Below are 20666 nucleotides of genomic sequence, written 5' to 3' on the forward strand. Positions count from 1 at the left end.
ATGCCTCGTAAGGGCCCCGCCCCGAAGCGCCCGGTCATCATCGACCCGGTCTACAGCTCTCCTCTTGTCACGTCGCTGATCAACAAGATCCTCCTCGACGGCAAGCGTTCCACCGCCGAGCGGATCGTCTACGGCGCCATGGAAGGCCTCCGCGAGAAGACCGGCAACGACCCGGTCATCACGCTGAAGCGCGCGCTTGAGAACGTCAAGCCCTCGCTCGAGGTCAAGTCCCGCCGTGTCGGTGGCGCCACCTACCAGGTGCCGATCGAGGTCAAGCCCGGTCGCGCCTCCACCCTCGCTCTGCGCTGGCTCGTCGGTTACTCCCGCGCCCGCCGCGAGAAGACCATGACCGAGCGCCTCATGAACGAACTGCTCGACGCCTCCAACGGCCTCGGCGCTTCGGTCAAGAAGCGCGAGGACACCCACAAGATGGCCGAGTCCAACAAGGCCTTCGCGCACTACCGCTGGTAGTCGCTTACCCCATCGAGACCGAGAGAAGATTGAGCCTTATGGCCACCACTTCGCTTGACCTGGCCAAGGTCCGCAACATCGGGATCATGGCCCACATCGACGCGGGCAAGACGACCACCACTGAGCGGATCCTCTTCTACACCGGTGTGAGCTACAAGATCGGTGAAGTCCACGACGGCGCTGCCACGATGGACTGGATGGAGCAGGAGCAGGAGCGCGGCATCACGATCACGTCCGCCGCGACGACCTGCCACTGGCCGCTCAACGATGTTGACCACACCATCAACATCATCGACACCCCGGGTCACGTCGACTTCACCGTCGAGGTGGAGCGTTCGCTCCGCGTCCTCGACGGCGCTGTCACCGTGTTCGACGGTGTGGCCGGCGTAGAGCCGCAGTCCGAGACCGTCTGGCGTCAGGCGGACCGCTACGGCGTTCCGCGTATCTGCTTCGTCAACAAGCTCGACCGCACCGGCGCCGAGTTCCACCGCTGTGTCGACATGATCGTCGACCGCCTTGGCGCGGTCCCGCTCGTCATGCAGCTCCCCATCGGCGCCGAGGCCGACTTCAAGGGCGTCGTCGACCTCGTGTCGATGAAGGCCTTCGTGTGGCCCGAAGAGGCCGCCAAGGGCGAGATGTACGACACCGTCGAGATCCCGGACACCCACAAGGAGGCCGCCGAGGAATGGCGCGGCAAGCTCCTTGAGGCCGTGGCCGAGAACGACGACCAGATGATGGAGCTGTACCTCGAGGGCAACGAGCCCACCGAGGAGCAGCTGCACGAGGCGATCCGCCGCATCACCCTGGCGTCGAAGGGCAGTGCCGACTCCGTCACCGTCACCCCGGTGTTCTGTGGCACCGCGTTCAAGAACAAGGGCGTCCAGCCCCTGCTCGACGCGGTCGTCCGCTACCTGCCTTCCCCCCTGGACGTCGAGGCCATCGAGGGCCACGACGTCAAGGACCCCGAGGTCGTCGTCAAGCGCAAGCCCTCGGACGACGAGCCGTTCTCCGGCCTGGCGTTCAAGATCGCGAGTGACCCGCACCTCGGTAAGCTCACCTTCGTCCGGATCTACTCCGGTCGCCTTGAGGCCGGCACCGCGGTGCTGAACTCGGTCAAGGGCAAGAAGGAGCGCATCGGCAAGATCTACCGCATGCACGCGAACAAGCGTGAGGAGATCGCGTCGGTGGGCGCCGGTGACATCATCGCCGTCATGGGCCTGAAGCAGACCACCACCGGTGAGACGCTGTGTGACGACAAGAACCCGGTCATCCTGGAGTCCATGGACTTCCCGGCGCCGGTCATCCAGGTCGCCATCGAGCCCAAGTCCAAGGGTGACCAGGAGAAGCTGGGTGTCGCCATCCAGCGCCTCTCGGAGGAGGACCCCTCCTTCCAGGTGCACTCCGACGAGGAGACCGGCCAGACCATCATCGGTGGTATGGGTGAGCTCCACCTCGAGGTGCTCGTCGACCGCATGAAGCGCGAGTTCCGCGTCGAGGCGAACGTCGGCAAGCCCCAGGTCGCGTACCGCGAGACGATCCGCAAGGCCGTCGAGCGCATCGACTACACGCACAAGAAGCAGACTGGTGGTACCGGCCAGTTCGCGAAGGTGCAGATCGCCCTCGAGCCCATCGAGGGTGGCGACGCCTCCTACGAGTTCGTCAACAAGGTCACCGGTGGCCGCATCCCCCGTGAGTACATTCCCTCGGTGGACGCGGGTGCCCAGGAAGCCATGCAGTTCGGCATCCTGGCCGGTTACGAGATGGTCGGCGTCCGCGTCACCCTTCTCGACGGTGGTTACCACGAGGTCGACTCCTCCGAGCTCGCCTTCAAGATCGCCGGTTCGCAGGCGTTCAAGGAGGGTGCCCGCAAGGCCTCTCCCGTGCTCCTTGAGCCGATGATGGCCGTCGAGGTCACCACGCCCGAGGACTACATGGGCGATGTCATCGGCGACCTCAACTCCCGCCGTGGCCAGATCCAGGCCATGGAGGAGCGCAGCGGCGCTCGCGTCGTGAAGGGCCTCGTGCCCCTCTCGGAGATGTTCGGCTACGTCGGAGACCTCCGCAGCAAGACCTCGGGTCGCGCAAGCTACTCGATGCAGTTCGACTCCTACGCCGAGGTTCCGCGGAACGTCGCCGAGGAGATCATCGCGAAGGCCAAGGGCGAGTAACTCTCCCGAGCTCACGCTTTAGGCTTGTCACCGGAGCCTGGCGGGCATGCGGCACAGCGCGCAAGCACTGTGCCGCATGCCCCCGGCACCGGCACCCCAGCAACGATCACCTGGCGCCGATGAAGCAAGGCGTACAGAACCACTCAGGAGGACCCCAGTGGCGAAGGCAAAGTTCGAGCGGACTAAGCCGCACGTCAACATCGGCACCATCGGTCACATCGACCACGGTAAGACGACCCTCACGGCCGCCATTACCAAGGTGCTGCACGACGCGTACCCGGACCTGAACGAGGCCTCGGCCTTCGACCAGATCGACAAGGCTCCCGAAGAGCGCCAGCGCGGTATCACCATCTCCATCGCGCACGTCGAGTACCAGACGGAGTCGCGTCACTACGCGCACGTCGACTGCCCGGGTCACGCCGACTACATCAAGAACATGATCACGGGTGCGGCGCAGATGGACGGCGCCATCCTCGTCGTCGCCGCGACCGACGGCCCGATGCCGCAGACCAAGGAGCACGTGCTCCTGGCCCGCCAGGTCGGCGTTCCGTACATCGTCGTCGCCCTGAACAAGGCCGACATGGTGGACGACGAGGAGATCATGGAGCTCGTCGAGCTCGAGGTCCGTGAGCTCCTCTCCGAGTACGAGTTCCCGGGCGACGACCTCCCGGTCGTGCGCGTCTCGGCGCTCAAGGCTCTTGAGGGCGACAAGGAGTGGGGCCAGTCGGTCCTGAACCTGATGGCCGCCGTCGACGAGTCCATCCCGCAGCCCGAGCGTGACGTCGAGAAGCCGTTCCTCATGCCGATCGAGGACGTCTTCACGATCACCGGTCGCGGTACGGTCGTCACCGGCCGCATCGAGCGTGGTGTCCTCAAGGTCAACGAGACCGTCGACATCGTCGGTATCAAGACCGAGAAGACCACCACCACGGTCACCGGCATCGAGATGTTCCGCAAGCTGCTCGACGAGGGCCAGGCCGGTGAGAACGTCGGTCTGCTCCTCCGTGGCATCAAGCGCGAGGACGTCGAGCGCGGCCAGGTCATCATCAAGCCGGGTTCGGTCACGCCGCACACCGAGTTCCAGGCGCAGTCCTACATCCTGTCGAAGGACGAGGGTGGCCGCCACACCCCGTTCTTCAACAACTACCGCCCGCAGTTCTACTTCCGTACCACGGACGTGACGGGCGTCGTGACCCTTCCCGAGGGCACCGAGATGGTCATGCCGGGTGACAACACCCTCATGGACGTCGCGCTGATCCAGCCGGTCGCCATGGAAGAGGGCCTGAAGTTCGCCATCCGTGAGGGTGGCCGGACCGTGGGCGCCGGCCAGGTCACCAAGATCATCAAGTAGTTTCTGCTTGGTCCTTGGACCTGGTGGCTCACCGAGTCGCAAGAAGGGCCCCGCACCTCTCCCGAGGTGCGGGGCCCTTCGCCATGCCGGGCCGCGGCCGCCACGCCGATGTCCTGGGCGCACATGGATGTAGGGCCCCGTTACCTCAGGGCGGAGAGGTAAGGGGGCCCTACGGCTTACGGGGACGGCGGGCCGGTCAGGTGGCCCGCCGCGCCCAGGGGGACGATCGGTCAGACGCCCGCGACGGACCTGATCCAGGAGCGGTACGCGGTGACGTTCGTGTACGCCGTGGTGGTCTGCCGGTCGCTGGTGGAGGCCACGCCGACCTGGATGCCGTTGGCCGTCATCGGGCCGCCGGAGTCGCCGCCGGCGGTGATGCCGTTGCCCCGGCGGGCGCAGATCGCCGACCCGCCGTACGCGTCACCGCAGCCGCCGGTCACCGTCACGTTGGCGACCTTCAGGTAGCGGGACTGGCAGTTGGCCTCGGAGCCGCACTGCGAGGTGGCGCCCCAGCCCCAGACCTGGACGCTCTGCCCGACGCTCACCGAGCCGGGGTTGCCGAGGCGCGAGTAGGTCGTCTGCACGGAGCGGTCCAGGCGGACCAGGGAGATGTCCGCGCTGTGGTTGTACGTCTGGACGCCGTTGGCCACCACGCCGCCACTGTGCTGGTCGAGGCTGCCGATGCGGAACGACAGGCCGCCGCCGCTGACGCAGTGCCTGGCGGTGAGGATCCAGGTCGGCGCGATGATCGTGGCCGAACAGGTCTCCCTGCCGTTGGAGAACAGCCGCGCGGCCCACGGGGCGTTGGACGCCTGGCCGCCGCCGATGATCTGCGTGGAGGGGGGTGGGGCGTCCTGCAACGGGGGCTGCGGGGCGGCGGTGGCGGTGGGCGCGAAGAGAGCGAGGACGGCGGCCGCGGCAGTGAGGGCAGCGGGAACGAGCCTGGCTATGCGCATGGTTCCTCATTTCGGGGAGCACGCTGAGGGGCGTGTTTGTGGGGGGCTGACGGCCCGACTGGGCGTCCCCAGGGTGTCGAAGAACCCATCGGCCGGGTACTAACGCTTTCCCATAACGCCGCGTTATGCCCCGGCCAACGCTAGGTAGCGCCACCCATACGATAGGTCCACGGTGTCGCGTCCGGCCCGAACCCCACCACGGTGGGCGTCCCGTCCGTGTCGAGGTGGAGTGTGGCCCCGTCCAGGGCGACCGGGCCCCGCGACCGTACGGCGGTGGCTTCGGCGGTACGGAGACGGAGCGCGCCCTCCGCTCCCGCCCCAGCAGGACCGGTCCCCGGGGCGAGCGCGCGGCGGCCACCGGGCCGTAACCGTCGAAGCGGGGGGCGGGAGTCATCTCGCCGCCCACCACCGTGAGTTCGGCAGCGGCGGCGGCCCGGTAGTACAGCTCGACCGAGCCGTCCGGCGCGGCGAGCGCGGCCGGTGCGTGGCAGGGGACGGGCGCGTCGACGAGCTGGGTACGGGCGGTGACGTCCGTGCCCGGGGCGTCCTGGGTCCAGTGGTGCACGGCATGGTGCCCGGCCGCGTACACATGGACGCGCCCCGCCGTGTCCACGACCGCGGTCACCCCGTCCTGCACCTCACCGCCGCCCAGGCCACGCCACGCGCTCCAACGCCCGCTCCCCGCCTCACGCATCCGGGTGCTCAGCCCCTTCTCCGCGTTCCGTACGAAGAGGTGGACGCGGCCGTCCGGCGCGGCCACGGCGACCGGCACACCGATGCGGCGCCCATGGTCACGGCCCGGCGCGGGGTTGCCCAGCCCCCGCCACGGGCCGAAGGGACCGTTCGGGGAGCGCTGCTCCAGCACCACGATCTCGCGCTCGTTGTCCGAGCCGTGCCCGCCGACGCCGCGAACCAAAGCCCGAACAGCAGCTGCCGCCCGTCCGCCGTCGTGGCCGGGCCGAGGACCGGGGCGAGCGGGCCGCCGCCGAGGTCGTCCGGCGCGTCCCAGACCCCGCTGCCGGGCGCGCTCTCGCGCCATCGCACGGCGCGCAGCCCCAGCATCCCGTACGCGGTGAGCCGGCCGTCCGCCCCGGAGGCGACGGCGGTACGCGGCCCCGGGTAGCGGTGGCGGGTGGAGCGGACCCAGCCCTTCCGGTTGGTCAGGGGCCGGTCGCCGCCCACGTTGTAGTCGCCGCAACCGGAGGGGTTGCCGCACTCCCAGTCCGGTGAGCCGCCGTACGGGACGAGAGCGGCGGCCTTCTTCTCCAGCACCTCAGGCGGCAGGTTCTTGGGCCGGTGCCGGTTGTAGTAGCCCCGGAACGAGGAGACGGTGAACCCGGGCACGGACTCCCCGGCAGCCGTTGCCCGCGCCACCCGCCGGATCGGCGCCGCCCAGGCGAAGCAGCCGGCCGCGGTGTGGTCGGCGTGGTCGGAGTACCCGCACTGCTCGCTGTCCCCGCGCCGCTTCGCCTCGGTGCTGGACTGGAGGTCCGGGTCGGGGGCCAGGGTGTGCACGAGGGTGGGCCGGTACCGCTCCAGCAGCCCCACCAGGACGTCGACCAGACCGTCGTACGTGTACGAACCGGCCTTGTCCAGCGGGGAGTTGTCGGCGACGACCGTACGCAGCACCAGCCGCCGGTCCTGCCGGAGGCTGGGCAGTCCGAGCCGCCCCCGGCCGGTGTGCGTCGCGGTGTTGAGGAAGACCAGCTCGACCCGGCGCGCGCCGGGGATCTTGTTGACGCCGTCCGCCTCGCCCGCGGTGAGGTACACGCAGACCAGCGGTGTCCCGGCGTCCAGGGACTGCCGGGTGTCCGGGTTCATGAAGTACAGGTCGTCGTCGGGGTGCGCCAGGAACTGCATGATCTGCGCCCGCCGCGTGGTCGCCATGGCCGGCCCGGGCGCCGGGTCCGGCGCGGGGCCCTGGCGCCTCGGAGCCGGTACGGCACAGCCGCCGAGCGCGGCGGTCGCGGTGGCCGCGAGGAGGAGCGTGCGCCGGGGCACCCGTATCCGGGACAGGTCGGATCGATCCACCACGCCACGCACCCCGTCCGCTCCCGCTTCCCCCGCAGCGGACGAACGGTCGCCCTGTCCTGCGTACTCCCTGGTCTCCGTGCAGGTCGGCGGCTGGTCGAGCGGCGCCTGCGCGGGGGTGGACGGGGATCGGGGCGGGCGGGTTGCCTGGTGGGGGAGTCGGGTGGCGCACCCGTGCGGGACTCATCCGGCGCCCGGAATTCCGTCGGCGTACAGGGCGGAGCCCCATGAGGCACGGCACCGCCGGATGCGCGCCCGCGTTTGAGCACTCGCTCGCCCGGGGTAGGATTCCCGGCTCGATTGGCCAGGCCCGCACCCCGTATGGCACACTGACCAGGTTGCTCGGTTGAGTGTCAATGCTGCGCGCCTCCCGCCGGGAGGACCGGAAGCGAGTCCCACAGTACTCGTCGGCCCTGTATGGGCCGGACGTACGGGAATCTTCCGGGAAGCAACGCAGGGCGCCGACCAGGCACCCGGTGGGTGTTCCGCCCCCGGTTCCGCGGTCCTTGGGCCCGCACCCCCTTGGTTGGGATCTCCTTCGGGAGATTTTCGTAGAGGGGATGCGACACGCCCGACCGCGTGGGTCGGAGGAGGAGTCCAGAGAACCCCCGGGTTCCAGAGCGTTACGAGAGACAGGACTACTAGTAGCCATGGCGGGACAGAAGATCCGCATCCGGCTCAAGGCCTACGACCACGAGGTCATCGACTCCTCGGCGAAGAAGATCGTCGAGACGGTGACCCGCACTGGTGCGTCGGTCGCGGGCCCGGTGCCGCTGCCCACTGAGAAGAACGTGTACTGCGTCATCAAGTCGCCGCACAAGTACAAGGACTCTCGCGAGCACTTCGAGATGCGCACGCACAAGCGCCTCATCGACATCCTCGACCCCACGCCGAAGACGGTCGACTCGCTGATGCGCCTCGACCTCCCGGCGGGCGTCGACATCGAGATCAAGCTCTGAGGGGACGGGCCGAGATGAGCAAGAACATCAAGGGCGTCCTGGGCGAGAAGCTCGGCATGACCCAGGTCTGGGACGAGAACAACCGGGTCGTCCCGGTGACCGTCGTCAAGGCCGGGCCGTGCGTCGTGACGCAGGTTCGCACCAACGACAGCGACGGCTACGAAGCGGTCCAGATCGCCTTCGGCGAGATCGACCCGCGCAAGGTGAACAAGCCCCTCAAGGGTCACTTCGCCAAGGCCGACGTCACCCCGCGCCGCCACCTGGTGGAGCTCCGCACCCCTGACGCCAGCGAGTACACGCTGGGCCAGGAGGTCACTGCCGAGGTGTTCGAGTCCGGCGTCAAGGTCGACGTCACGGGCAAGAGCAAGGGCAAGGGCTTCGCCGGTGTCATGAAGCGTCACAACTTCAAGGGCCTCGGCGCCGGGCACGGCACCCAGCGCAAGCACCGTTCCCCCGGTTCCATCGGTGGCTGCGCCACCCCTGGGCGTGTCTTCAAGGGCATGCGCATGGCGGGCCGTATGGGTAACGAGCGCGTCACCACCCAGAACCTGACCATCCACGCGGTTGACGCGGAGAAGGGTCTGCTCCTCATCAAGGGCGCGGTCCCCGGTCCGAACGGCGGCCTCGTCCTGGTCCGTACCGCGGCCAAGGGGGCTTGAGGTAATGAGCACCATTGACATCCTTTCGCCGGCAGGCGACAAGGCCGGTACCGTCGACCTCCCCGCGGAGATCTTCGACGCGAAGACCAGCGTTCCGCTGATCCACCAGGTCGTTGTCGCCCAGCTGGCGGCTGCCCGTCAGGGCACGCACAAGACCAAGCGCCGCGGCGAAGTCCGCGGTGGTGGCAAGAAGCCTTACCGCCAGAAGGGCACCGGCCGCGCCCGTCAGGGTTCGACCCGCGCCCCGCAGTTCGCCGGTGGTGGCGTCGTCCACGGCCCGCAGCCGCGTGACTACTCGCAGCGGACCCCGAAGAAGATGAAGGCCGCCGCCCTGCGCGGTGCCCTCTCCGACCGGGCCCGTCACTCCCGCATCCACGTCGTCACCGGCGTGGTCGAGGGTGCCGCCTCCACGAAGGCCGCCAAGACGCTGCTCGGCAAGATCTCGGAGCGCCAGAACCTGCTCCTGGTCGTCGACCGCGCCGACGAGGCCGCGTGGCTGTCCGCGCGCAACCTGCCCCAGGTGCACATCCTGGAGCCGGGCCAGCTCAACACGTACGACGTGATCGTCTCTGACGACGTGGTCTTCACCCAGGCCGCTTTCGAGTCCTTCGTGTCTGGCCCCCAGACCGCTGAGACCGAAGGGAGCGACGCCTGATGAGCGAGGCGACCGTTACCAGCAAGACGTACTCGGACCCGCGTGACGTTCTCGTCAAGCCCGTGGTCTCCGAGAAGAGCTACGCGCTGCTCGACGAGAACAAGTACACGTTCATCGTCGCGCCCGGCTCCAACAAGACCCAGATCAAGCAGGCCGTGGAAGCGGTCTTCTCGGTCAAGGTCACCGGGGTCAACACGATCAACCGGCAGGGTAAGCGCAAGCGCACCAAGACCGGCTTCGGCAAGCGCTCCGACACGAAGCGCGCCATCGTGACCCTCGCCGAGGGCGACCGTATCGACATCTTCGGCGGCCCGACCTCCTAGTGAGGTCGAGTCGTCCGGAATCGGACGAGGACTGAGAAATGGGTATCCGCAAGTACAAGCCGACGACCCCGGGCCGTCGTGGCTCCAGCGTCGCCGACTTTGTCGAGATCACGCGGTCCACGCCGGAGAAGTCGCTGGTCCGCCCTCTGCACAGCAAGGGCGGCCGTAACAACGCCGGTCGTGTGACCGTTCGCCACCAGGGCGGTGGCCACAAGCGCGCCTACCGAGTGATCGACTTCCGTCGTCACGACAAGGACGGCGTGCCGGCCAAGGTCGCGCACATCGAGTACGACCCGAACCGCACCGCGCGCATCGCGCTGCTGCACTACGCGGACGGCGAGAAGCGTTACATCGTCGCTCCCCGTGGCCTGTCGCAGGGTGACCGTGTCGAGAACGGTCCGACCGCCGACATCAAGCCCGGCAACAACCTGGCGCTGCGCAACATCCCGGTCGGTACGACCATCCACGCCATCGAGCTGCGGCCCGGCGGCGGCGCGAAGTTCGCCCGTTCCGCGGGTGCCTCCGTGCAGCTGCTGGCGAAGGAGGGCACCATGGCCCACCTTCGTATGCCGTCGGGTGAGATCCGCCTGGTCGACGCGCGCTGCCGCGCGACGATCGGTGAGGTCGGCAACGCCGAGCAGTCGAACATCAACTGGGGCAAGGCCGGCCGGATGCGCTGGAAGGGCGTCCGCCCGACCGTCCGCGGTGTCGCGATGAACCCGGTTGACCACCCGCACGGTGGTGGTGAAGGCAAGACCTCCGGTGGACGTCACCCGGTCTCGCCGTGGGGTCAGAAGGAGGGTCGTACTCGTTCTCCCAAGAAGGCGAGCAACAAGTACATCGTCCGCCGCCGCAAGACGAACAAGAAGCGCTAGGAGCGGGTTTAGATGCCGCGCAGTCTCAAGAAGGGGCCCTTCGTCGACGGCCACCTCATCAAGAAGGTGGACGTACAGAACGAGGCAGGCACCAAGAACGTCATCAAGACCTGGTCCCGTCGCTCGATGATCGTCCCGGCCATGCTGGGTCACACCATCGCGGTGCACAACGGCAAGATCCACGTCCCGGTGTTCGTCACCGAGTCGATGGTCGGCCACAAGCTCGGCGAGTTCTCGCCGACTCGCACCTTCCGCGGCCACGTCAAGGACGACCGGAAGTCGAAGCGCCGCTAGCGCGGGGTGGAAACGACTATGACTTACACCGAAGGGACAACCATGGAAGCCAGGGCCCAGGCGCGGTACATCCGCGTCACGCCCATGAAGGCCCGCCGAGTGGTGGACCTCATCCGTGGCATGGATGCCACGGAGGCTCAGGCGGTCCTGCGTTTCGCCCCGCAGGCCGCGAGCGTGCCGGTTGGCAAGGTGCTGGACAGCGCCATCGCCAACGCTGCACACAACTACGACCACACCGACGCCTCTTCGCTGGTCATCAGCGAGGCGTACGTGGACGAGGGCCCGACCCTGAAGCGGTTCCGTCCGCGTGCTCAGGGCCGTGCCTACCGGATCCGTAAGCGGACCAGCCACATCACCGTGGTCGTCAGCAGCAAGGAAGGAACCCGGTAATGGGCCAGAAGGTAAACCCGCACGGGTTCCGGCTCGGCATCACCACGGACTTCAAGTCCCGCTGGTACGCCGACAAGCTGTACAAGGACTACGTCAAGGAAGACGTCGCCATTCGTCGCATGATGACGAAGGGCATGGAGCGGGCCGGCATCTCGAAGGTCGAGATCGAGCGCACCCGCGACCGCGTCCGCGTCGACATCCACACCGCCCGCCCGGGCATCGTCATCGGTCGCCGTGGCGCCGAGGCCGATCGCATCCGCGGCGAGCTGGAGAAGCTGACCGGCAAGCAGGTCCAGCTGAACATCCTCGAGGTCAAGAACCCCGAGGTGGACGCTCAGCTGGTGGCCCAGGCCGTCGCCGAGCAGCTCTCCTCCCGCGTCTCCTTCCGTCGTGCGATGCGCAAGAGCATGCAGAGCTCGATGAAGGCCGGCGCCAAGGGCATCAAGATCCAGTGCGGCGGTCGCCTCGGCGGCGCCGAGATGTCCCGCTCGGAGTTCTACCGCGAGGGCCGCGTGCCCCTGCACACGCTCCGCGCGAACGTCGACTACGGCTTCTTCGAGGCCAAGACGACCTTCGGCCGCATCGGCGTGAAGGTCTGGATCTACAAGGGCGACGTCAAGAACATCGCCGAGGTTCGCGCCGAGAACGCCGCGGCCCGTGCCGGCAACCGTCCGGCTCGTGGCGGCACCGACCGCCCGGCCGGCCGTGGTGCCGGCCGTGGTGGCGAGCGTGGCGGTCGCGGCCGTAAGCCGCAGCAGTCGCCGGCAGCCGAGGCCCCCAAGGCCGACGCCCCCGCCGCCGCTGCTCCGGCTGCTGAGAGCACCGGAACGGAGGCCTGACCGAAATGCTGATCCCCCGTAGGGTCAAGCACCGCAAGCAGCACCACCCGAAGCGCAGCGGTATGTCCAAGGGTGGCACGCAGGTTGCGTTCGGCGAGTACGGCATCCAGGCGCTGACCCCGGCGTACGTGACGAACCGTCAGATCGAGTCCGCTCGTATCGCGATGACCCGTCACATCAAGCGTGGCGGCAAGGTCTGGATCAACATCTACCCGGACCGTCCCCTGACGAAGAAGCCCGCCGAGACCCGCATGGGTTCCGGTAAGGGTTCTCCCGAGTGGTGGATCGCGAACGTCAAGCCGGGTCGGGTGATGTTCGAGCTGTCCTACCCGAACGAGAAGATTGCTCGTGAGGCGCTCACCCGCGCTGCTCACAAGCTTCCGATGAAGTGCCGGATCGTTCGGCGCGAGGCAGGTGAGTCGTGATGTCGGCCGGTACCAAGGCGTCCGAGCTGCGCGAGCTGGGCGACGAGGAGCTCCTCAACAAGCTCCGCGAAGCCAAGGAAGAGCTGTTCAACCTCCGCTTCCAGGCGGCGACGGGTCAGCTCGAGAACCACGGCCGGCTCAAGTCCGTCCGTAAGGACATCGCCCGGATCTACACCCTGATGCGTGAGCGCGAGCTGGGCATCGAGACGGTGGAGAGCGCCTGATGAGCGAGAAGACTGTGACTGAGACCAGCAAGATCGAGCGCGGCTTCCGCAAGACCCGTGAGGGTCTCGTCGTCAGCGACAAGATGGACAAGACCGTCGTCGTCGCTGTCGAGGACCGCGTCAAGCACGCGCTGTACGGCAAGGTCATCCGCCGTACGAACAAGCTCAAGGCCCACGACGAGCAGAACTCTGCGGGCGTCGGCGACCGCGTCATCATCATGGAGACGCGTCCGCTGTCGGCCTCGAAGCGCTGGCGCATCGTCGAGATCCTCGAGAAGGCCAAGTAATTCCTGAGGGGTTCTCCCTCAGGTCAGTTCCGCCAGGCTCGGTGAGGTGCCTCTCCCGTAACGGAGAGGCACCCGCCGGGAACCGGCAGACGATCAGGAGATAGACGTGATCCAGCAGGAGTCGCGACTGCGCGTCGCCGACAACACGGGTGCGAAGGAAATTCTCACCATTCGTGTTCTCGGTGGCTCGGGTCGCCGCTACGCGGGTATCGGTGACGTCATCGTCGCCACCGTCAAGGACGCGATCCCCGGTGGCAACGTGAAGAAGGGTGACGTCGTCAAGGCCGTCATCGTTCGCACCGTCAAGGAGCGTCGCCGTCCGGATGGCTCGTACATCCGCTTCGACGAGAACGCCGCCGTCATTCTGAAGAACGACGGCGACCCCCGCGGCACCCGCATCTTCGGCCCGGTGGGCCGGGAGCTGCGCGAGAAGAAGTTCATGAAGATCATCTCGCTCGCGCCGGAGGTGCTGTAAGCATGAAGATCAAGAAGGGCGACCTGGTTCAGGTCATCACCGGTAAGGACAAGGGCAAGCAGGGCAAGGTCATCGTGGCCTACCCCGCTCAGGACCGCGTCCTCGTCGAGGGTGTCAACCGGGTCAAGAAGCACACCAAGGCCGGTCAGACGGCTCGCGGTTCGCAGACGGGTGGCATTGTCACCACCGAGGCCCCGATCCACGTCAGCAACGTTCAGCTGGTCGTGGAGAAGGACGGCAACAAGGTTGTCACCCGCGTCGGCTACCGCTTTGACGACGAGGGCAACAAGATCCGCGTTGCCAAGCGGACCGGTGAGGACATCTGATGACTGCCACCACTGCGCCGCGTCTCAAGACGCGCTACCGCGAGGAAATCGCCGGCAAGCTGCGTGAGGAGTTCTCGTACGAGAACGTCATGCAGGTACCCGGTCTGGTCAAGATCGTGGTCAACATGGGTGTGGGCGACGCCGCCCGCGACTCCAAGCTGATCGACGGTGCCGTCAAGGACCTCACCACGATCACCGGCCAGAAGCCGGCCGTCACCAAGGCCCGCAAGTCCATCGCGCAGTTCAAGCTGCGCGAGGGCCAGCCGATCGGCTGCCACGTCACCCTCCGCGGTGACCGGATGTGGGAGTTCCTGGACCGTACGCTGTCGCTCGCGCTGCCGCGTATCCGTGACTTCCGTGGCCTGTCGCCGAAGCAGTTCGACGGCCGTGGCAACTACACCTTCGGTCTCACGGAGCAGGTCATGTTCCACGAGATCGACCAGGACAAGATCGACCGGGTCCGGGGCATGGACATCACCGTGGTCACCACGGCGACCAACGACGACGAGGGTCGTGCCCTCCTTCGTCACCTCGGCTTCCCGTTCAAGGAGAACTGACCGTGGCGAAGAAGGCTCTGATCGCTAAGGCCGCCCGTAAGCCGAAGTTCGGCGTTCGCGGGTACACCCGCTGCCAGCGCTGCGGCCGGCCCCACTCCGTCTACCGCAAGTTCGGCCTGTGCCGCGTGTGCCTTCGTGAGATGGCTCACCGTGGCGAGCTGCCGGGCGTGACCAAGAGCTCCTGGTAACTCTCCTCCGCCCTAGGGCGAAGGGAAGTTCTGGAGACTCTCGGTAAGCATCTGGTCGGCAGGAGCCCCGCCTTTCATGCCGTAGGCTTGAAGGGTTGGGCGCCTGCCGCCCAAGACCGACTTACTACGCCGTAGGTCCCCGCACCGCACCCGTCCCGCCACTGAGTGGGGAGAGGGATGGCGCATACAGGAAACCCCGGCGAGAGAGGCCGAAGGCCAACTCATGACCATGACTGATCCCATCGCAGACATGCTCACGCGTCTGCGTAACGCGAACTCGGCATATCACGACGATGTCTCGATGCCGCACAGCAAGATCAAGTCGCACATCGCGGAGATCCTCCAGCAGGAGGGCTTCATCACCGGCTGGAAGGTCGAGGACGCCGAGGTCGGCAAGAACCTCGTCCTCGAGCTGAAGTTCGGCCCGAACCGCGAGCGCTCGATCGCCGGCATCAAGCGGATTTCGAAGCCGGGTCTGCGTGTATACGCAAAGTCCACCAACCTGCCGAAGGTTCTCGGCGGCCTGGGCGTGGCGATCATCTCCACGTCCCACGGCCTCCTGACCGGCCAGCAGGCAGGCAAGAAGGGCGTAGGTGGGGAAGTCCTCGCCTACGTCTGGTAGTCGGGAAAGGTAGGAAAGCTCATGTCGCGAATCGGCAAGCTCCCCATCCAGGTTCCCGCCGGTGTGGACGTCACCATCGATGGCCGTACGGTCGCCGTGAAGGGCCCCAAGGGTTCCCTCTCGCACACCGTTGCCGCGCCGATCGAGGTCTCCAAGGGTGAGGACGGCGTGCTCAACGTCTCCCGCCCGAACGACGAGCGTCAGAACAAGGCCCTCCACGGCCTGTCCCGCACGCTGGTGGCGAACATGATCACCGGTGTGACCACGGGTTACAGCAAGGCGCTCGAGATCAGCGGTGTCGGTTACCGCGTCCAGGCGAAGGGCTCCAACCTGGAGTTCGCCCTGGGCTACAGCCACCCGATCCTCATCGAGGCTCCGGAAGGCATCACCTTCAAGGTCGAGTCGCCCACGAAGCTCAGCGTCGAGGGCATCGACAAGCAGAAGGTCGGCGAGGTAGCCGCCAACATCCGCAAGCTGCGGAAGCCCGACCCGTACAAGGCCAAGGGCGTCAAGTACGCGGGCGAGGTCATCCGCCGCAAGGTCGGAAAGGCTGGTAAGTAGCCATGGCATACGGTGTGAAGATCGCCAAGGGCGACGCGTACAAGCGTGCCGCTCTCAAGCGCCGCCACATCCGCGTCCGCAAGCACATCTCCGGTTCGCCGGAGCGTCCCCGCTTGGTCGTGACGCGTTCCAACCGCCACATCGTGGCCCAGGTCATCGACGACATCGCGGGCCACACGCTCGCGTCGGCGTCGACCCTGGACACCTCGATCCGTGGTGGCGAGGGTGACAAGAGCGCTCAGGCCCAGCAGGTCGGCGCCCTGGTCGCCGAGCGTGCCAAGGCCGCAGGCGTCGAGGCCGTCGTGTTTGACCGCGGTGGTAACCAGTACGCCGGGCGGATTGCCGCTCTGGCTGACGCCGCCCGTGAAGCCGGGCTGAAGTTCTAAGCCCCGGTTCCTACGCACAGCGGACGTAACAGAGAGAGGTAAATCCAATGGCTGGACCCCAGCGCCGCGGAAGCGGTGCCGGTGGCGGCGAGCGGCGGGACCGGAAGGGCCGTGACGGTGGCGCCAGCGCTGCCGAGAAGACCGCGTACGTCGAGCGCGTCGTCGCGATCAACCGCGTCGCCAAGGTTGTGAAGGGTGGTCGTCGCTTCAGCTTCACCGCGCTGGTCGTGGTGGGCGATGGTGACGGCACCGTCGGTGTCGGATACGGCAAGGCCAAGGAAGTTCCCGCGGCCATCGCCAAGGGTGTCGAAGAGGCCAAGAAGAACTTCTTCAAGGTCCCCCGCATCCAGGGCACCATCCCTCACCCGATCACGGGCGAGAAGGCTGCGGGCGTCGTCCTGCTCAAGCCGGCTTCCCCCGGTACCGGTGTTATCGCCGGTGGCCCGGTGCGTGCCGTGCTCGAGTGCGCCGGCGTTCACGACATCCTGTCGAAGTCGCTTGGCTCGTCCAACGCGATCAACATCGTGCATGCGACCGTGGCGGCCCTCCAGGGCCTGCAGCGTCCCGAGGAGATCGCGGCTCGCCGTGGTCTGCCCCTCGAGGACGTCGCCCCCGCGGCTCTGCTCCGTGCACGTGCGGGAGCGGGTGCGTAATGGCTCGCCTCAAGATCACGCAGACGAAGTCGTACATCGGCAGCAAGCAGAACCACCGCGACACCCTGCGTTCGCTCGGGCTCAAGCGCCTGAACGACTCGGTTGTCAAGGAGGACCGCCCCGAGTTCCGCGGAATGGCCAACACCGTCCGCCACCTCGTGACGGTTGAGGAGGTTGACTGACATGGCGGAGAACAGCCCGCTGAAGGCCCACAACCTCCGGCCTGCCCCGGGCGCCAAGACCGCCAAGACCCGTGTGGGTCGTGGTGAGGCGTCCAAGGGTAAGACCGCAGGCCGTGGTACCAAGGGTACGAAGGCTCGTTACCAGGTTCCGGAGCGCTTCGAGGGTGGCCAGATGCCCCTCCACATGCGTCTCCCGAAGCTCAAGGGCTTCAAGAACCCGTTCCGCACGGAGTACCAGGTCGTGAACCTGGACAAGCTCTCGGCGCTCTACCCCGAGGGTGGAGAGGTCACGGTGGCCGACCTGGTCGCCAAGGGCGCTGTGCGCAACAACCACCTCGTCAAGGTCCTCGGACAGGGCGAGATCTCCGTGGCGCTGCAGGTTTCGGTTGACGCCGTCTCCGGCTCCGCCAAGGAGAAGATCACCGCCGCCGGCGGTACGGTCACCGAGCTCGTCTGAGCCCGGATACGGACCTGAGCCTGGCCGGCCATCTCCTCGGAGGTGGCCGGCCAGGCTTTTTCGTGTTCGTGGCGCTGTACGGGAACCGTAAAGGCTCGGGAAAGGTTGAACGGGTGTCCACCGCACCGGCGGTGGCGGAGCCGTGGGGCGTTCACGTCCCAAATGGTGTGGCTTAGCCGGTCTTTCGCGGCGTGGGCCGGGGGAGGGGCGCTGCACCGGTGTGCAGAGCGTGTTTCCTGCTCAGTCCCGGGCCGGGTAGGGTAGCGCCGTTAATCTTTTGTGGCCTCCTTACGATGTAGGGCTGCCTTGTATCCGTTCCCATCCAGTCCCATCCAGACCCGTCGCCTCTGACGCATAGCGCGGGGGTCGCAGGAGGCACCGTGTTCACCGCGTTCGCCCGAGCGTTCAAGACGCCCGACCTGCGCAAGAAGCTGCTCTTCACACTCGGCATCATCGTGATCTACCGGCTCGGGGCCCACATCCCGGCTCCCGGCGTCGACTACGCGAAGGTGCAGCAGTGCATCGACCAGGCCGATTCGGGTGGCCTGCTCGGTCTGATGCAGATGTTCAGCGGTGGCGCCCTGTTGCAGATCACCATCTTCGCGCTCGGCATCATGCCGTACATCACGGCCAGCATCATTCTGCAGCTGCTGACCGTCGTGATCCCCCGACTGGAAGCCCTCAAGAAGGAGGGGCAGGCCGGCACGGCCAAGATCACGCAGTACACGCGTTATCTGACCGTCGCGCTCGCCATCCTCCAGGGCACCGGCCTCGTCGCCACCGCCCGGAGCGGGGCGCTGTTCCAGAACTGCTCCGTGGCCGACCAGATCGTCGCCGACAAGTCGATCTTCACGACCATGGTCATGGTCATCACCATGACCGCCGGTACGGCCGCCGTCATGTGGCTCGGTGAGCTCATCACCGACCGCGGCATGGGCAACGGCATGTCGATCCTCATGTTCATCTCGATCGCCGCGACGTTCCCCGGCGCCCTGTGGGCCATCAAGGAGAGCGGCAAGCTGGCCGACGGCTGGATCGAGTTCGGCACGGTCATCCTCATCGGCTTCGTCATGGTCGCCCTCGTGGTCTTCGTCGAGCAGGCCCAGCGCCGTATCCCGGTGCAGTACGCGAAGCGCATGATCGGACGCCGTTCCTACGGCGGTACGTCCACGTACATCCCGCTGAAGGTGAACCAGGCGGGTGTGATTCCCGTCATCTTCGCCTCCTCGCTGCTCTTCATCCCGTCGCTGATCGTCCAGTTCTCCCAGTCCACCGCCGGCTGGGCCACCTGGATCCAGGACCACTTCGTGACGGGTGACCACCCGTACTACATCGCGGTGTACTTCGTACTCATCGTGTTCTTCGCCTTCTTCTACGTGGCCATTTCGTTCAACCCCGACGAAGTCGCCGACAACATGAAGAAGTATGGTGGCTTCATCCCGGGCATCCGGGCAGGTCGACCTACTGCTGAGTACCTGAGCTACGTGCTCAACAGGATCACTTGGCCGGGCTCGCTGTACCTGGGCCTGATCGCTCTGGTGCCGACGATGGCGTTGGCAGGCTTCGGCGGTGCGAACCAGAACTTCCCGTTCGGCGGGACGAGCATCCTCATCATCGTGGGTGTGGGTCTGGAAACCGTGAAGCAGATCGAGAGTCAGCTCCAGCAGCGCAATTACGAAGGGTTCCTCCGCTGATGCGAATCGTCCTCGTCGGGCCTCCGGGTGCCGGCAAGGGAACGCAGGCTGCGTACCTTGCCAAGAACCTGTCGATTCCGCACATCTCCACGGGCGACCTCTTCCGCGCCAACATCAGCCAGGGCACCGACCTTGGCAAGCAGGCCCGCGCCTACATGGACGCAGGCCAGCTGGTGCCGGACGAGGTCACCATCGGGATGGCCAAGGACCGCATGGCCCAGTCGGACGCCGTGAACGGCTTCCTGCTGGACGGCTTCCCGCGGAACGTGGGCCAGGCCGAAGCCCTTGACGTGATGCTCAAGGACGAGGGCGTGAAGCTCGACGCGGTCCTCGATCTCGAGGTCCCCGAAGAGGAGGTCGTGAAGCGGATCGCGGGTCGCCGCATCTGCCGCAGCGACAGCGCGCACGTCTTCCACGTGACGTACAACCCGCCGAAGACCGAGGGTGTCTGCGACACCTGCGCCGGCGAGCTGTACCAGCGGGACGACGACAGCGAGGAGACGGTCCGCACCCGGCTGGAGGTCTACCACACGCAGACCGAGCCGATCATCGACTACTACCGGGCCCAGGGCCTGGTGGTGACCATCTCCGCGCTCGGCAAGGTCACCGAGGTGACCAAGCGTGCCATGGAGGCGCTCAAGCAGTCCGACCAGGACTGAGCCCCACCCCGTACCACCGCTGTACAGCCGGCCGCGGCGCCCCAGGGCGCCGCGGCCGACTGTTTGCGCCCGTATCGTTGAGTACGGCCGCGGCGGACCCGTCACCCGTCACCCGTCACCCGTCACCCGTCACCGACGATGCAGAGAGGCGCCGAGCCATGGTGCAGATCAAGACCCCCGAGCAGATCGCGAAGATGCGCGAGGCGGGGCTGGTGGTCGCTGCCATTCACGCGGCCACCCGTGAGGCGGCCGTGCCCGGCGCCACCACGAAGGACCTGGACCAGGTCGCCCGCAAGGTGATCGCCGACCACGGCGCGAAGTCGAACTTCCTCGGTTACGGCGGGTTCCCCGCGACCATCTGCACCTCGGTCAACGAAGTCGTCGTCCACGGCATCCCCGACGAGAAGACGGTCCTCAAGGACGGCGACATCATCTCGATCGACGCCGGTGCGATCGTGGACGGCTGGCACGGCGACGCCGCGTACACCGCCTTCGTCGGCACCGGTCACGCTCCGGAGTTGGTCGAGCTCTCCCGGGTGACCGAGGAGTCGATGTGGGCCGGGATCGCCGCGATGAAGGTGAACAACCGCCTCGTCGACATCTCCAAGGCGATCGAGACCTACATCCGCCGGCAGCCCCGTCCCGCCACCGGCAAGTACGGGATCATCGAGGACTACGGCGGCCACGGCATCGGCACCGAGATGCACATGGACCCGCACCTGCTGAACTACGTCTCGCGCAAGCGCGGCAAGGGCATCAAGCTGGTCCCGGGCGTCTGCCTGGCGATCGAGCCGATGGTCTCGCTCGGTACGGCGCGGACGGAGGTCCTGAGCGACGAGTGGACGGTCCTGACGACGGACGGCACCTGGTCCTCGCACTGGGAGCACTCCATCGCGCTGACGGAGCAGGGCCCGCTGGTGCTGACCGCGCCGGACTGCGGCAAGGCGAAGCTCGCGGAGTACGGGATCGAAGCGGCACCGGACCCCCTGGCCTGACCGG

At 67.1% G+C, this 20666-nt stretch carries 28 protein-coding genes and 1 pseudogene; 27 read left to right on the forward strand and 2 right to left on the reverse strand.

Features of this window, described 5'->3' with window-relative positions; translation table 11 throughout:
- The 3 genes from rpsG to tuf all read left to right on the forward strand — a co-directional run bounded on the left by rpsG (position 1) and on the right by tuf (position 3990).
- Positions 1-471, forward strand: a complete 471-nt coding sequence (gene rpsG / locus ACIQAK_RS14515) for a 30S ribosomal protein S7 (RefSeq protein WP_003966970.1) — start codon at positions 1-3, stop codon at positions 469-471.
- A 38-nt stretch (positions 472-509) separates the two neighbouring features.
- Complete coding sequence (fusA, locus tag ACIQAK_RS14520) at positions 510-2639, forward strand: elongation factor G (RefSeq protein ID WP_366390804.1); 2130 nt, start codon at positions 510-512, stop codon at positions 2637-2639.
- Positions 2640-2796: 157 nt separating this feature from the next.
- Positions 2797-3990 carry an elongation factor Tu gene (gene tuf, locus ACIQAK_RS14525; RefSeq protein ID WP_015610719.1) on the forward strand — a complete coding sequence of 398 codons (1194 nt, stop codon included), beginning with the start codon at positions 2797-2799 and terminating at the stop codon, positions 3988-3990.
- A gap of 230 nt (positions 3991-4220) precedes the next feature.
- Here tuf and ACIQAK_RS14530 read toward each other — a convergent pair whose 3' ends face one another.
- Both ACIQAK_RS14530 and ACIQAK_RS14535 read right to left on the reverse strand, forming a co-directional pair.
- Positions 4221-4946, reverse strand: coding sequence for a trypsin-like serine protease (locus ACIQAK_RS14530; RefSeq protein ID WP_366390805.1), 726 nt, complete (start codon positions 4944-4946; stop codon positions 4221-4223).
- 140 nt (positions 4947-5086) lie between these two features.
- A pseudogene (locus tag ACIQAK_RS14535) lies at positions 5087-6947 on the reverse strand (PIG-L family deacetylase).
- Between the two features lie 680 nt (positions 6948-7627).
- On the opposite strand from ACIQAK_RS14535, the gene rpsJ reads away from it, so the two are divergent.
- The 24 genes from rpsJ (at position 7628) to map (ending at position 20662) form a co-directional block, all read left to right on the forward strand.
- Positions 7628-7936, forward strand: coding sequence for a 30S ribosomal protein S10 (rpsJ, locus tag ACIQAK_RS14540; protein ID WP_003948644.1), 309 nt, complete (start codon positions 7628-7630; stop codon positions 7934-7936).
- 14 nt (positions 7937-7950) lie between these two features.
- Positions 7951-8595 carry a 50S ribosomal protein L3 gene (gene rplC / locus ACIQAK_RS14545; protein WP_003966960.1) on the forward strand — a complete coding sequence of 215 codons (645 nt, stop codon included), beginning with the start codon at positions 7951-7953 and terminating at the stop codon, positions 8593-8595.
- A 4-nt stretch (positions 8596-8599) separates the two neighbouring features.
- The gene (rplD, locus tag ACIQAK_RS14550; protein ID WP_003966959.1) at positions 8600-9250 is read left to right on the forward strand and encodes a 50S ribosomal protein L4; all 651 of its coding nucleotides are present in this window, start codon (positions 8600-8602) and stop codon (positions 9248-9250) included.
- Complete coding sequence (gene rplW / locus ACIQAK_RS14555; protein WP_007446738.1) at positions 9250-9573, forward strand: 50S ribosomal protein L23; 324 nt, start codon at positions 9250-9252, stop codon at positions 9571-9573. Before rplD ends, rplW begins: the two co-directional genes overlap by 1 nt.
- A gap of 38 nt (positions 9574-9611) precedes the next feature.
- A complete protein-coding gene (rplB, locus tag ACIQAK_RS14560; RefSeq protein ID WP_003966957.1) occupies positions 9612-10448 on the forward strand; it encodes a 50S ribosomal protein L2 in 837 nt (278 codons plus the stop codon).
- Between the two features lie 12 nt (positions 10449-10460).
- Positions 10461-10742, forward strand: a complete 282-nt coding sequence (gene rpsS / locus ACIQAK_RS14565; protein WP_003966956.1) for a 30S ribosomal protein S19 — start codon at positions 10461-10463, stop codon at positions 10740-10742.
- A 42-nt stretch (positions 10743-10784) separates the two neighbouring features.
- Positions 10785-11132, forward strand: coding sequence for a 50S ribosomal protein L22 (gene rplV, locus ACIQAK_RS14570; RefSeq protein WP_004571827.1), 348 nt, complete (start codon positions 10785-10787; stop codon positions 11130-11132).
- Positions 11132-11971: a 30S ribosomal protein S3 gene (gene rpsC, locus ACIQAK_RS14575; RefSeq protein ID WP_366390806.1), complete on the forward strand. Its 840-nt coding sequence runs from the start codon at positions 11132-11134 to the stop codon at positions 11969-11971. The genes rplV and rpsC overlap by 1 nt, the downstream gene beginning before the upstream one ends.
- 5 nt (positions 11972-11976) lie before the next feature.
- Positions 11977-12396, forward strand: coding sequence for a 50S ribosomal protein L16 (gene rplP, locus ACIQAK_RS14580; RefSeq protein ID WP_003966953.1), 420 nt, complete (start codon positions 11977-11979; stop codon positions 12394-12396).
- A complete protein-coding gene (gene rpmC, locus ACIQAK_RS14585) occupies positions 12396-12620 on the forward strand; it encodes a 50S ribosomal protein L29 (RefSeq protein ID WP_003966952.1) in 225 nt (74 codons plus the stop codon). Before rplP ends, rpmC begins: the two co-directional genes overlap by 1 nt.
- Entirely contained in the window at positions 12620-12907 is a 288-nt protein-coding gene (gene rpsQ, locus ACIQAK_RS14590) for a 30S ribosomal protein S17 (RefSeq protein WP_031127482.1), read from the forward strand. The genes rpmC and rpsQ overlap by 1 nt, the downstream gene beginning before the upstream one ends.
- A 106-nt stretch (positions 12908-13013) precedes the next feature.
- Positions 13014-13382, forward strand: coding sequence for a 50S ribosomal protein L14 (rplN, locus tag ACIQAK_RS14595; RefSeq protein WP_003974257.1), 369 nt, complete (start codon positions 13014-13016; stop codon positions 13380-13382).
- 2 nt (positions 13383-13384) lie between these two features.
- Entirely contained in the window at positions 13385-13708 is a 324-nt protein-coding gene (gene rplX, locus ACIQAK_RS14600; RefSeq protein WP_003966949.1) for a 50S ribosomal protein L24, read from the forward strand.
- Positions 13708-14265, forward strand: a complete 558-nt coding sequence (gene rplE / locus ACIQAK_RS14605; RefSeq protein ID WP_003966948.1) for a 50S ribosomal protein L5 — start codon at positions 13708-13710, stop codon at positions 14263-14265. Before rplX ends, rplE begins: the two co-directional genes overlap by 1 nt.
- Before the next feature lie 2 nt (positions 14266-14267).
- Complete coding sequence (locus ACIQAK_RS14610; RefSeq protein WP_003948630.1) at positions 14268-14453, forward strand: type Z 30S ribosomal protein S14; 186 nt, start codon at positions 14268-14270, stop codon at positions 14451-14453.
- Between the two features lie 223 nt (positions 14454-14676).
- Positions 14677-15075: a 30S ribosomal protein S8 gene (gene rpsH / locus ACIQAK_RS14615; RefSeq protein ID WP_007446728.1), complete on the forward strand. Its 399-nt coding sequence runs from the start codon at positions 14677-14679 to the stop codon at positions 15073-15075.
- A 21-nt stretch (positions 15076-15096) separates the two neighbouring features.
- Positions 15097-15636: a 50S ribosomal protein L6 gene (gene rplF / locus ACIQAK_RS14620; RefSeq protein ID WP_073877635.1), complete on the forward strand. Its 540-nt coding sequence runs from the start codon at positions 15097-15099 to the stop codon at positions 15634-15636.
- A 2-nt stretch (positions 15637-15638) separates the two neighbouring features.
- On the forward strand, positions 15639-16022 hold the full coding sequence (gene rplR, locus ACIQAK_RS14625) for a 50S ribosomal protein L18 (protein ID WP_015610732.1): 384 nt from the start codon (positions 15639-15641) through the stop codon (positions 16020-16022).
- Positions 16023-16069: 47 nt separating this feature from the next.
- Complete coding sequence (rpsE, locus tag ACIQAK_RS14630; RefSeq protein ID WP_003966944.1) at positions 16070-16675, forward strand: 30S ribosomal protein S5; 606 nt, start codon at positions 16070-16072, stop codon at positions 16673-16675.
- Complete coding sequence (rpmD, locus tag ACIQAK_RS14635; protein ID WP_015610734.1) at positions 16675-16857, forward strand: 50S ribosomal protein L30; 183 nt, start codon at positions 16675-16677, stop codon at positions 16855-16857. The genes rpsE and rpmD overlap by 1 nt, the downstream gene beginning before the upstream one ends.
- A gap of 1 nt (position 16858) precedes the next feature.
- A complete protein-coding gene (gene rplO, locus ACIQAK_RS14640) occupies positions 16859-17314 on the forward strand; it encodes a 50S ribosomal protein L15 (RefSeq protein ID WP_366390807.1) in 456 nt (151 codons plus the stop codon).
- Between the two features lie 380 nt (positions 17315-17694).
- On the forward strand, positions 17695-19008 hold the full coding sequence (gene secY / locus ACIQAK_RS14645; protein ID WP_366390808.1) for a preprotein translocase subunit SecY: 1314 nt from the start codon (positions 17695-17697) through the stop codon (positions 19006-19008).
- Positions 19008-19667 carry an adenylate kinase gene (locus ACIQAK_RS14650; protein WP_366390809.1) on the forward strand — a complete coding sequence of 220 codons (660 nt, stop codon included), beginning with the start codon at positions 19008-19010 and terminating at the stop codon, positions 19665-19667. The genes secY and ACIQAK_RS14650 overlap by 1 nt, the downstream gene beginning before the upstream one ends.
- Before the next feature lie 158 nt (positions 19668-19825).
- A complete protein-coding gene (gene map, locus ACIQAK_RS14655; RefSeq protein ID WP_366390810.1) occupies positions 19826-20662 on the forward strand; it encodes a type I methionyl aminopeptidase in 837 nt (278 codons plus the stop codon).
- Positions 20663-20666 lie beyond the last annotated feature (4 nt).

The sequence above is a fragment of the Streptomyces sp. NPDC088706 genome, from assembly GCF_044752765.1.
Lineage (GTDB): Bacteria > Actinomycetota > Actinomycetes > Streptomycetales > Streptomycetaceae > Streptomyces.

Bases quoted from the DNA above. Each gene is read 5' to 3' on its own strand.
- rpsG (WP_003966970.1), top strand. From the start codon at position 1: ATGCCTCGTAAGGGCCCCGCCCCGAAGCGCCCGGTCATCATCGACCCG.
- fusA (WP_366390804.1), top strand. From the start codon at position 510: ATGGCCACCACTTCGCTTGACCTGGCCAAGGTCCGCAACATCGGGATC.
- ACIQAK_RS14530 (WP_366390805.1), bottom strand. From the start codon at position 4,946: ATGCGCATAGCCAGGCTCGTTCCCGCTGCCCTCACTGCCGCGGCCGCC.
- rpsJ (WP_003948644.1), top strand. From the start codon at position 7,628: ATGGCGGGACAGAAGATCCGCATCCGGCTCAAGGCCTACGACCACGAG.
- rplC (WP_003966960.1), top strand. From the start codon at position 7,951: ATGAGCAAGAACATCAAGGGCGTCCTGGGCGAGAAGCTCGGCATGACC.
- rplD (WP_003966959.1), top strand. From the start codon at position 8,600: ATGAGCACCATTGACATCCTTTCGCCGGCAGGCGACAAGGCCGGTACC.
- rplW (WP_007446738.1), top strand. From the start codon at position 9,250: ATGAGCGAGGCGACCGTTACCAGCAAGACGTACTCGGACCCGCGTGAC.
- rplB (WP_003966957.1), top strand. From the start codon at position 9,612: ATGGGTATCCGCAAGTACAAGCCGACGACCCCGGGCCGTCGTGGCTCC.
- rpsS (WP_003966956.1), top strand. From the start codon at position 10,461: ATGCCGCGCAGTCTCAAGAAGGGGCCCTTCGTCGACGGCCACCTCATC.
- rplV (WP_004571827.1), top strand. From the start codon at position 10,785: ATGGAAGCCAGGGCCCAGGCGCGGTACATCCGCGTCACGCCCATGAAG.
- rpsC (WP_366390806.1), top strand. From the start codon at position 11,132: ATGGGCCAGAAGGTAAACCCGCACGGGTTCCGGCTCGGCATCACCACG.
- rplP (WP_003966953.1), top strand. From the start codon at position 11,977: ATGCTGATCCCCCGTAGGGTCAAGCACCGCAAGCAGCACCACCCGAAG.
- rpmC (WP_003966952.1), top strand. From the start codon at position 12,396: ATGTCGGCCGGTACCAAGGCGTCCGAGCTGCGCGAGCTGGGCGACGAG.
- rpsQ (WP_031127482.1), top strand. From the start codon at position 12,620: ATGAGCGAGAAGACTGTGACTGAGACCAGCAAGATCGAGCGCGGCTTC.
- rplX (WP_003966949.1), top strand. From the start codon at position 13,385: ATGAAGATCAAGAAGGGCGACCTGGTTCAGGTCATCACCGGTAAGGAC.
- rplE (WP_003966948.1), top strand. From the start codon at position 13,708: ATGACTGCCACCACTGCGCCGCGTCTCAAGACGCGCTACCGCGAGGAA.
- rpsH (WP_007446728.1), top strand. From the start codon at position 14,677: ATGACCATGACTGATCCCATCGCAGACATGCTCACGCGTCTGCGTAAC.
- rplF (WP_073877635.1), top strand. From the start codon at position 15,097: ATGTCGCGAATCGGCAAGCTCCCCATCCAGGTTCCCGCCGGTGTGGAC.
- rplR (WP_015610732.1), top strand. From the start codon at position 15,639: ATGGCATACGGTGTGAAGATCGCCAAGGGCGACGCGTACAAGCGTGCC.
- rpsE (WP_003966944.1), top strand. From the start codon at position 16,070: ATGGCTGGACCCCAGCGCCGCGGAAGCGGTGCCGGTGGCGGCGAGCGG.
- rpmD (WP_015610734.1), top strand. From the start codon at position 16,675: ATGGCTCGCCTCAAGATCACGCAGACGAAGTCGTACATCGGCAGCAAG.
- rplO (WP_366390807.1), top strand. From the start codon at position 16,859: ATGGCGGAGAACAGCCCGCTGAAGGCCCACAACCTCCGGCCTGCCCCG.
- ACIQAK_RS14650 (WP_366390809.1), top strand. From the start codon at position 19,008: ATGCGAATCGTCCTCGTCGGGCCTCCGGGTGCCGGCAAGGGAACGCAG.
- map (WP_366390810.1), top strand. From the start codon at position 19,826: ATGGTGCAGATCAAGACCCCCGAGCAGATCGCGAAGATGCGCGAGGCG.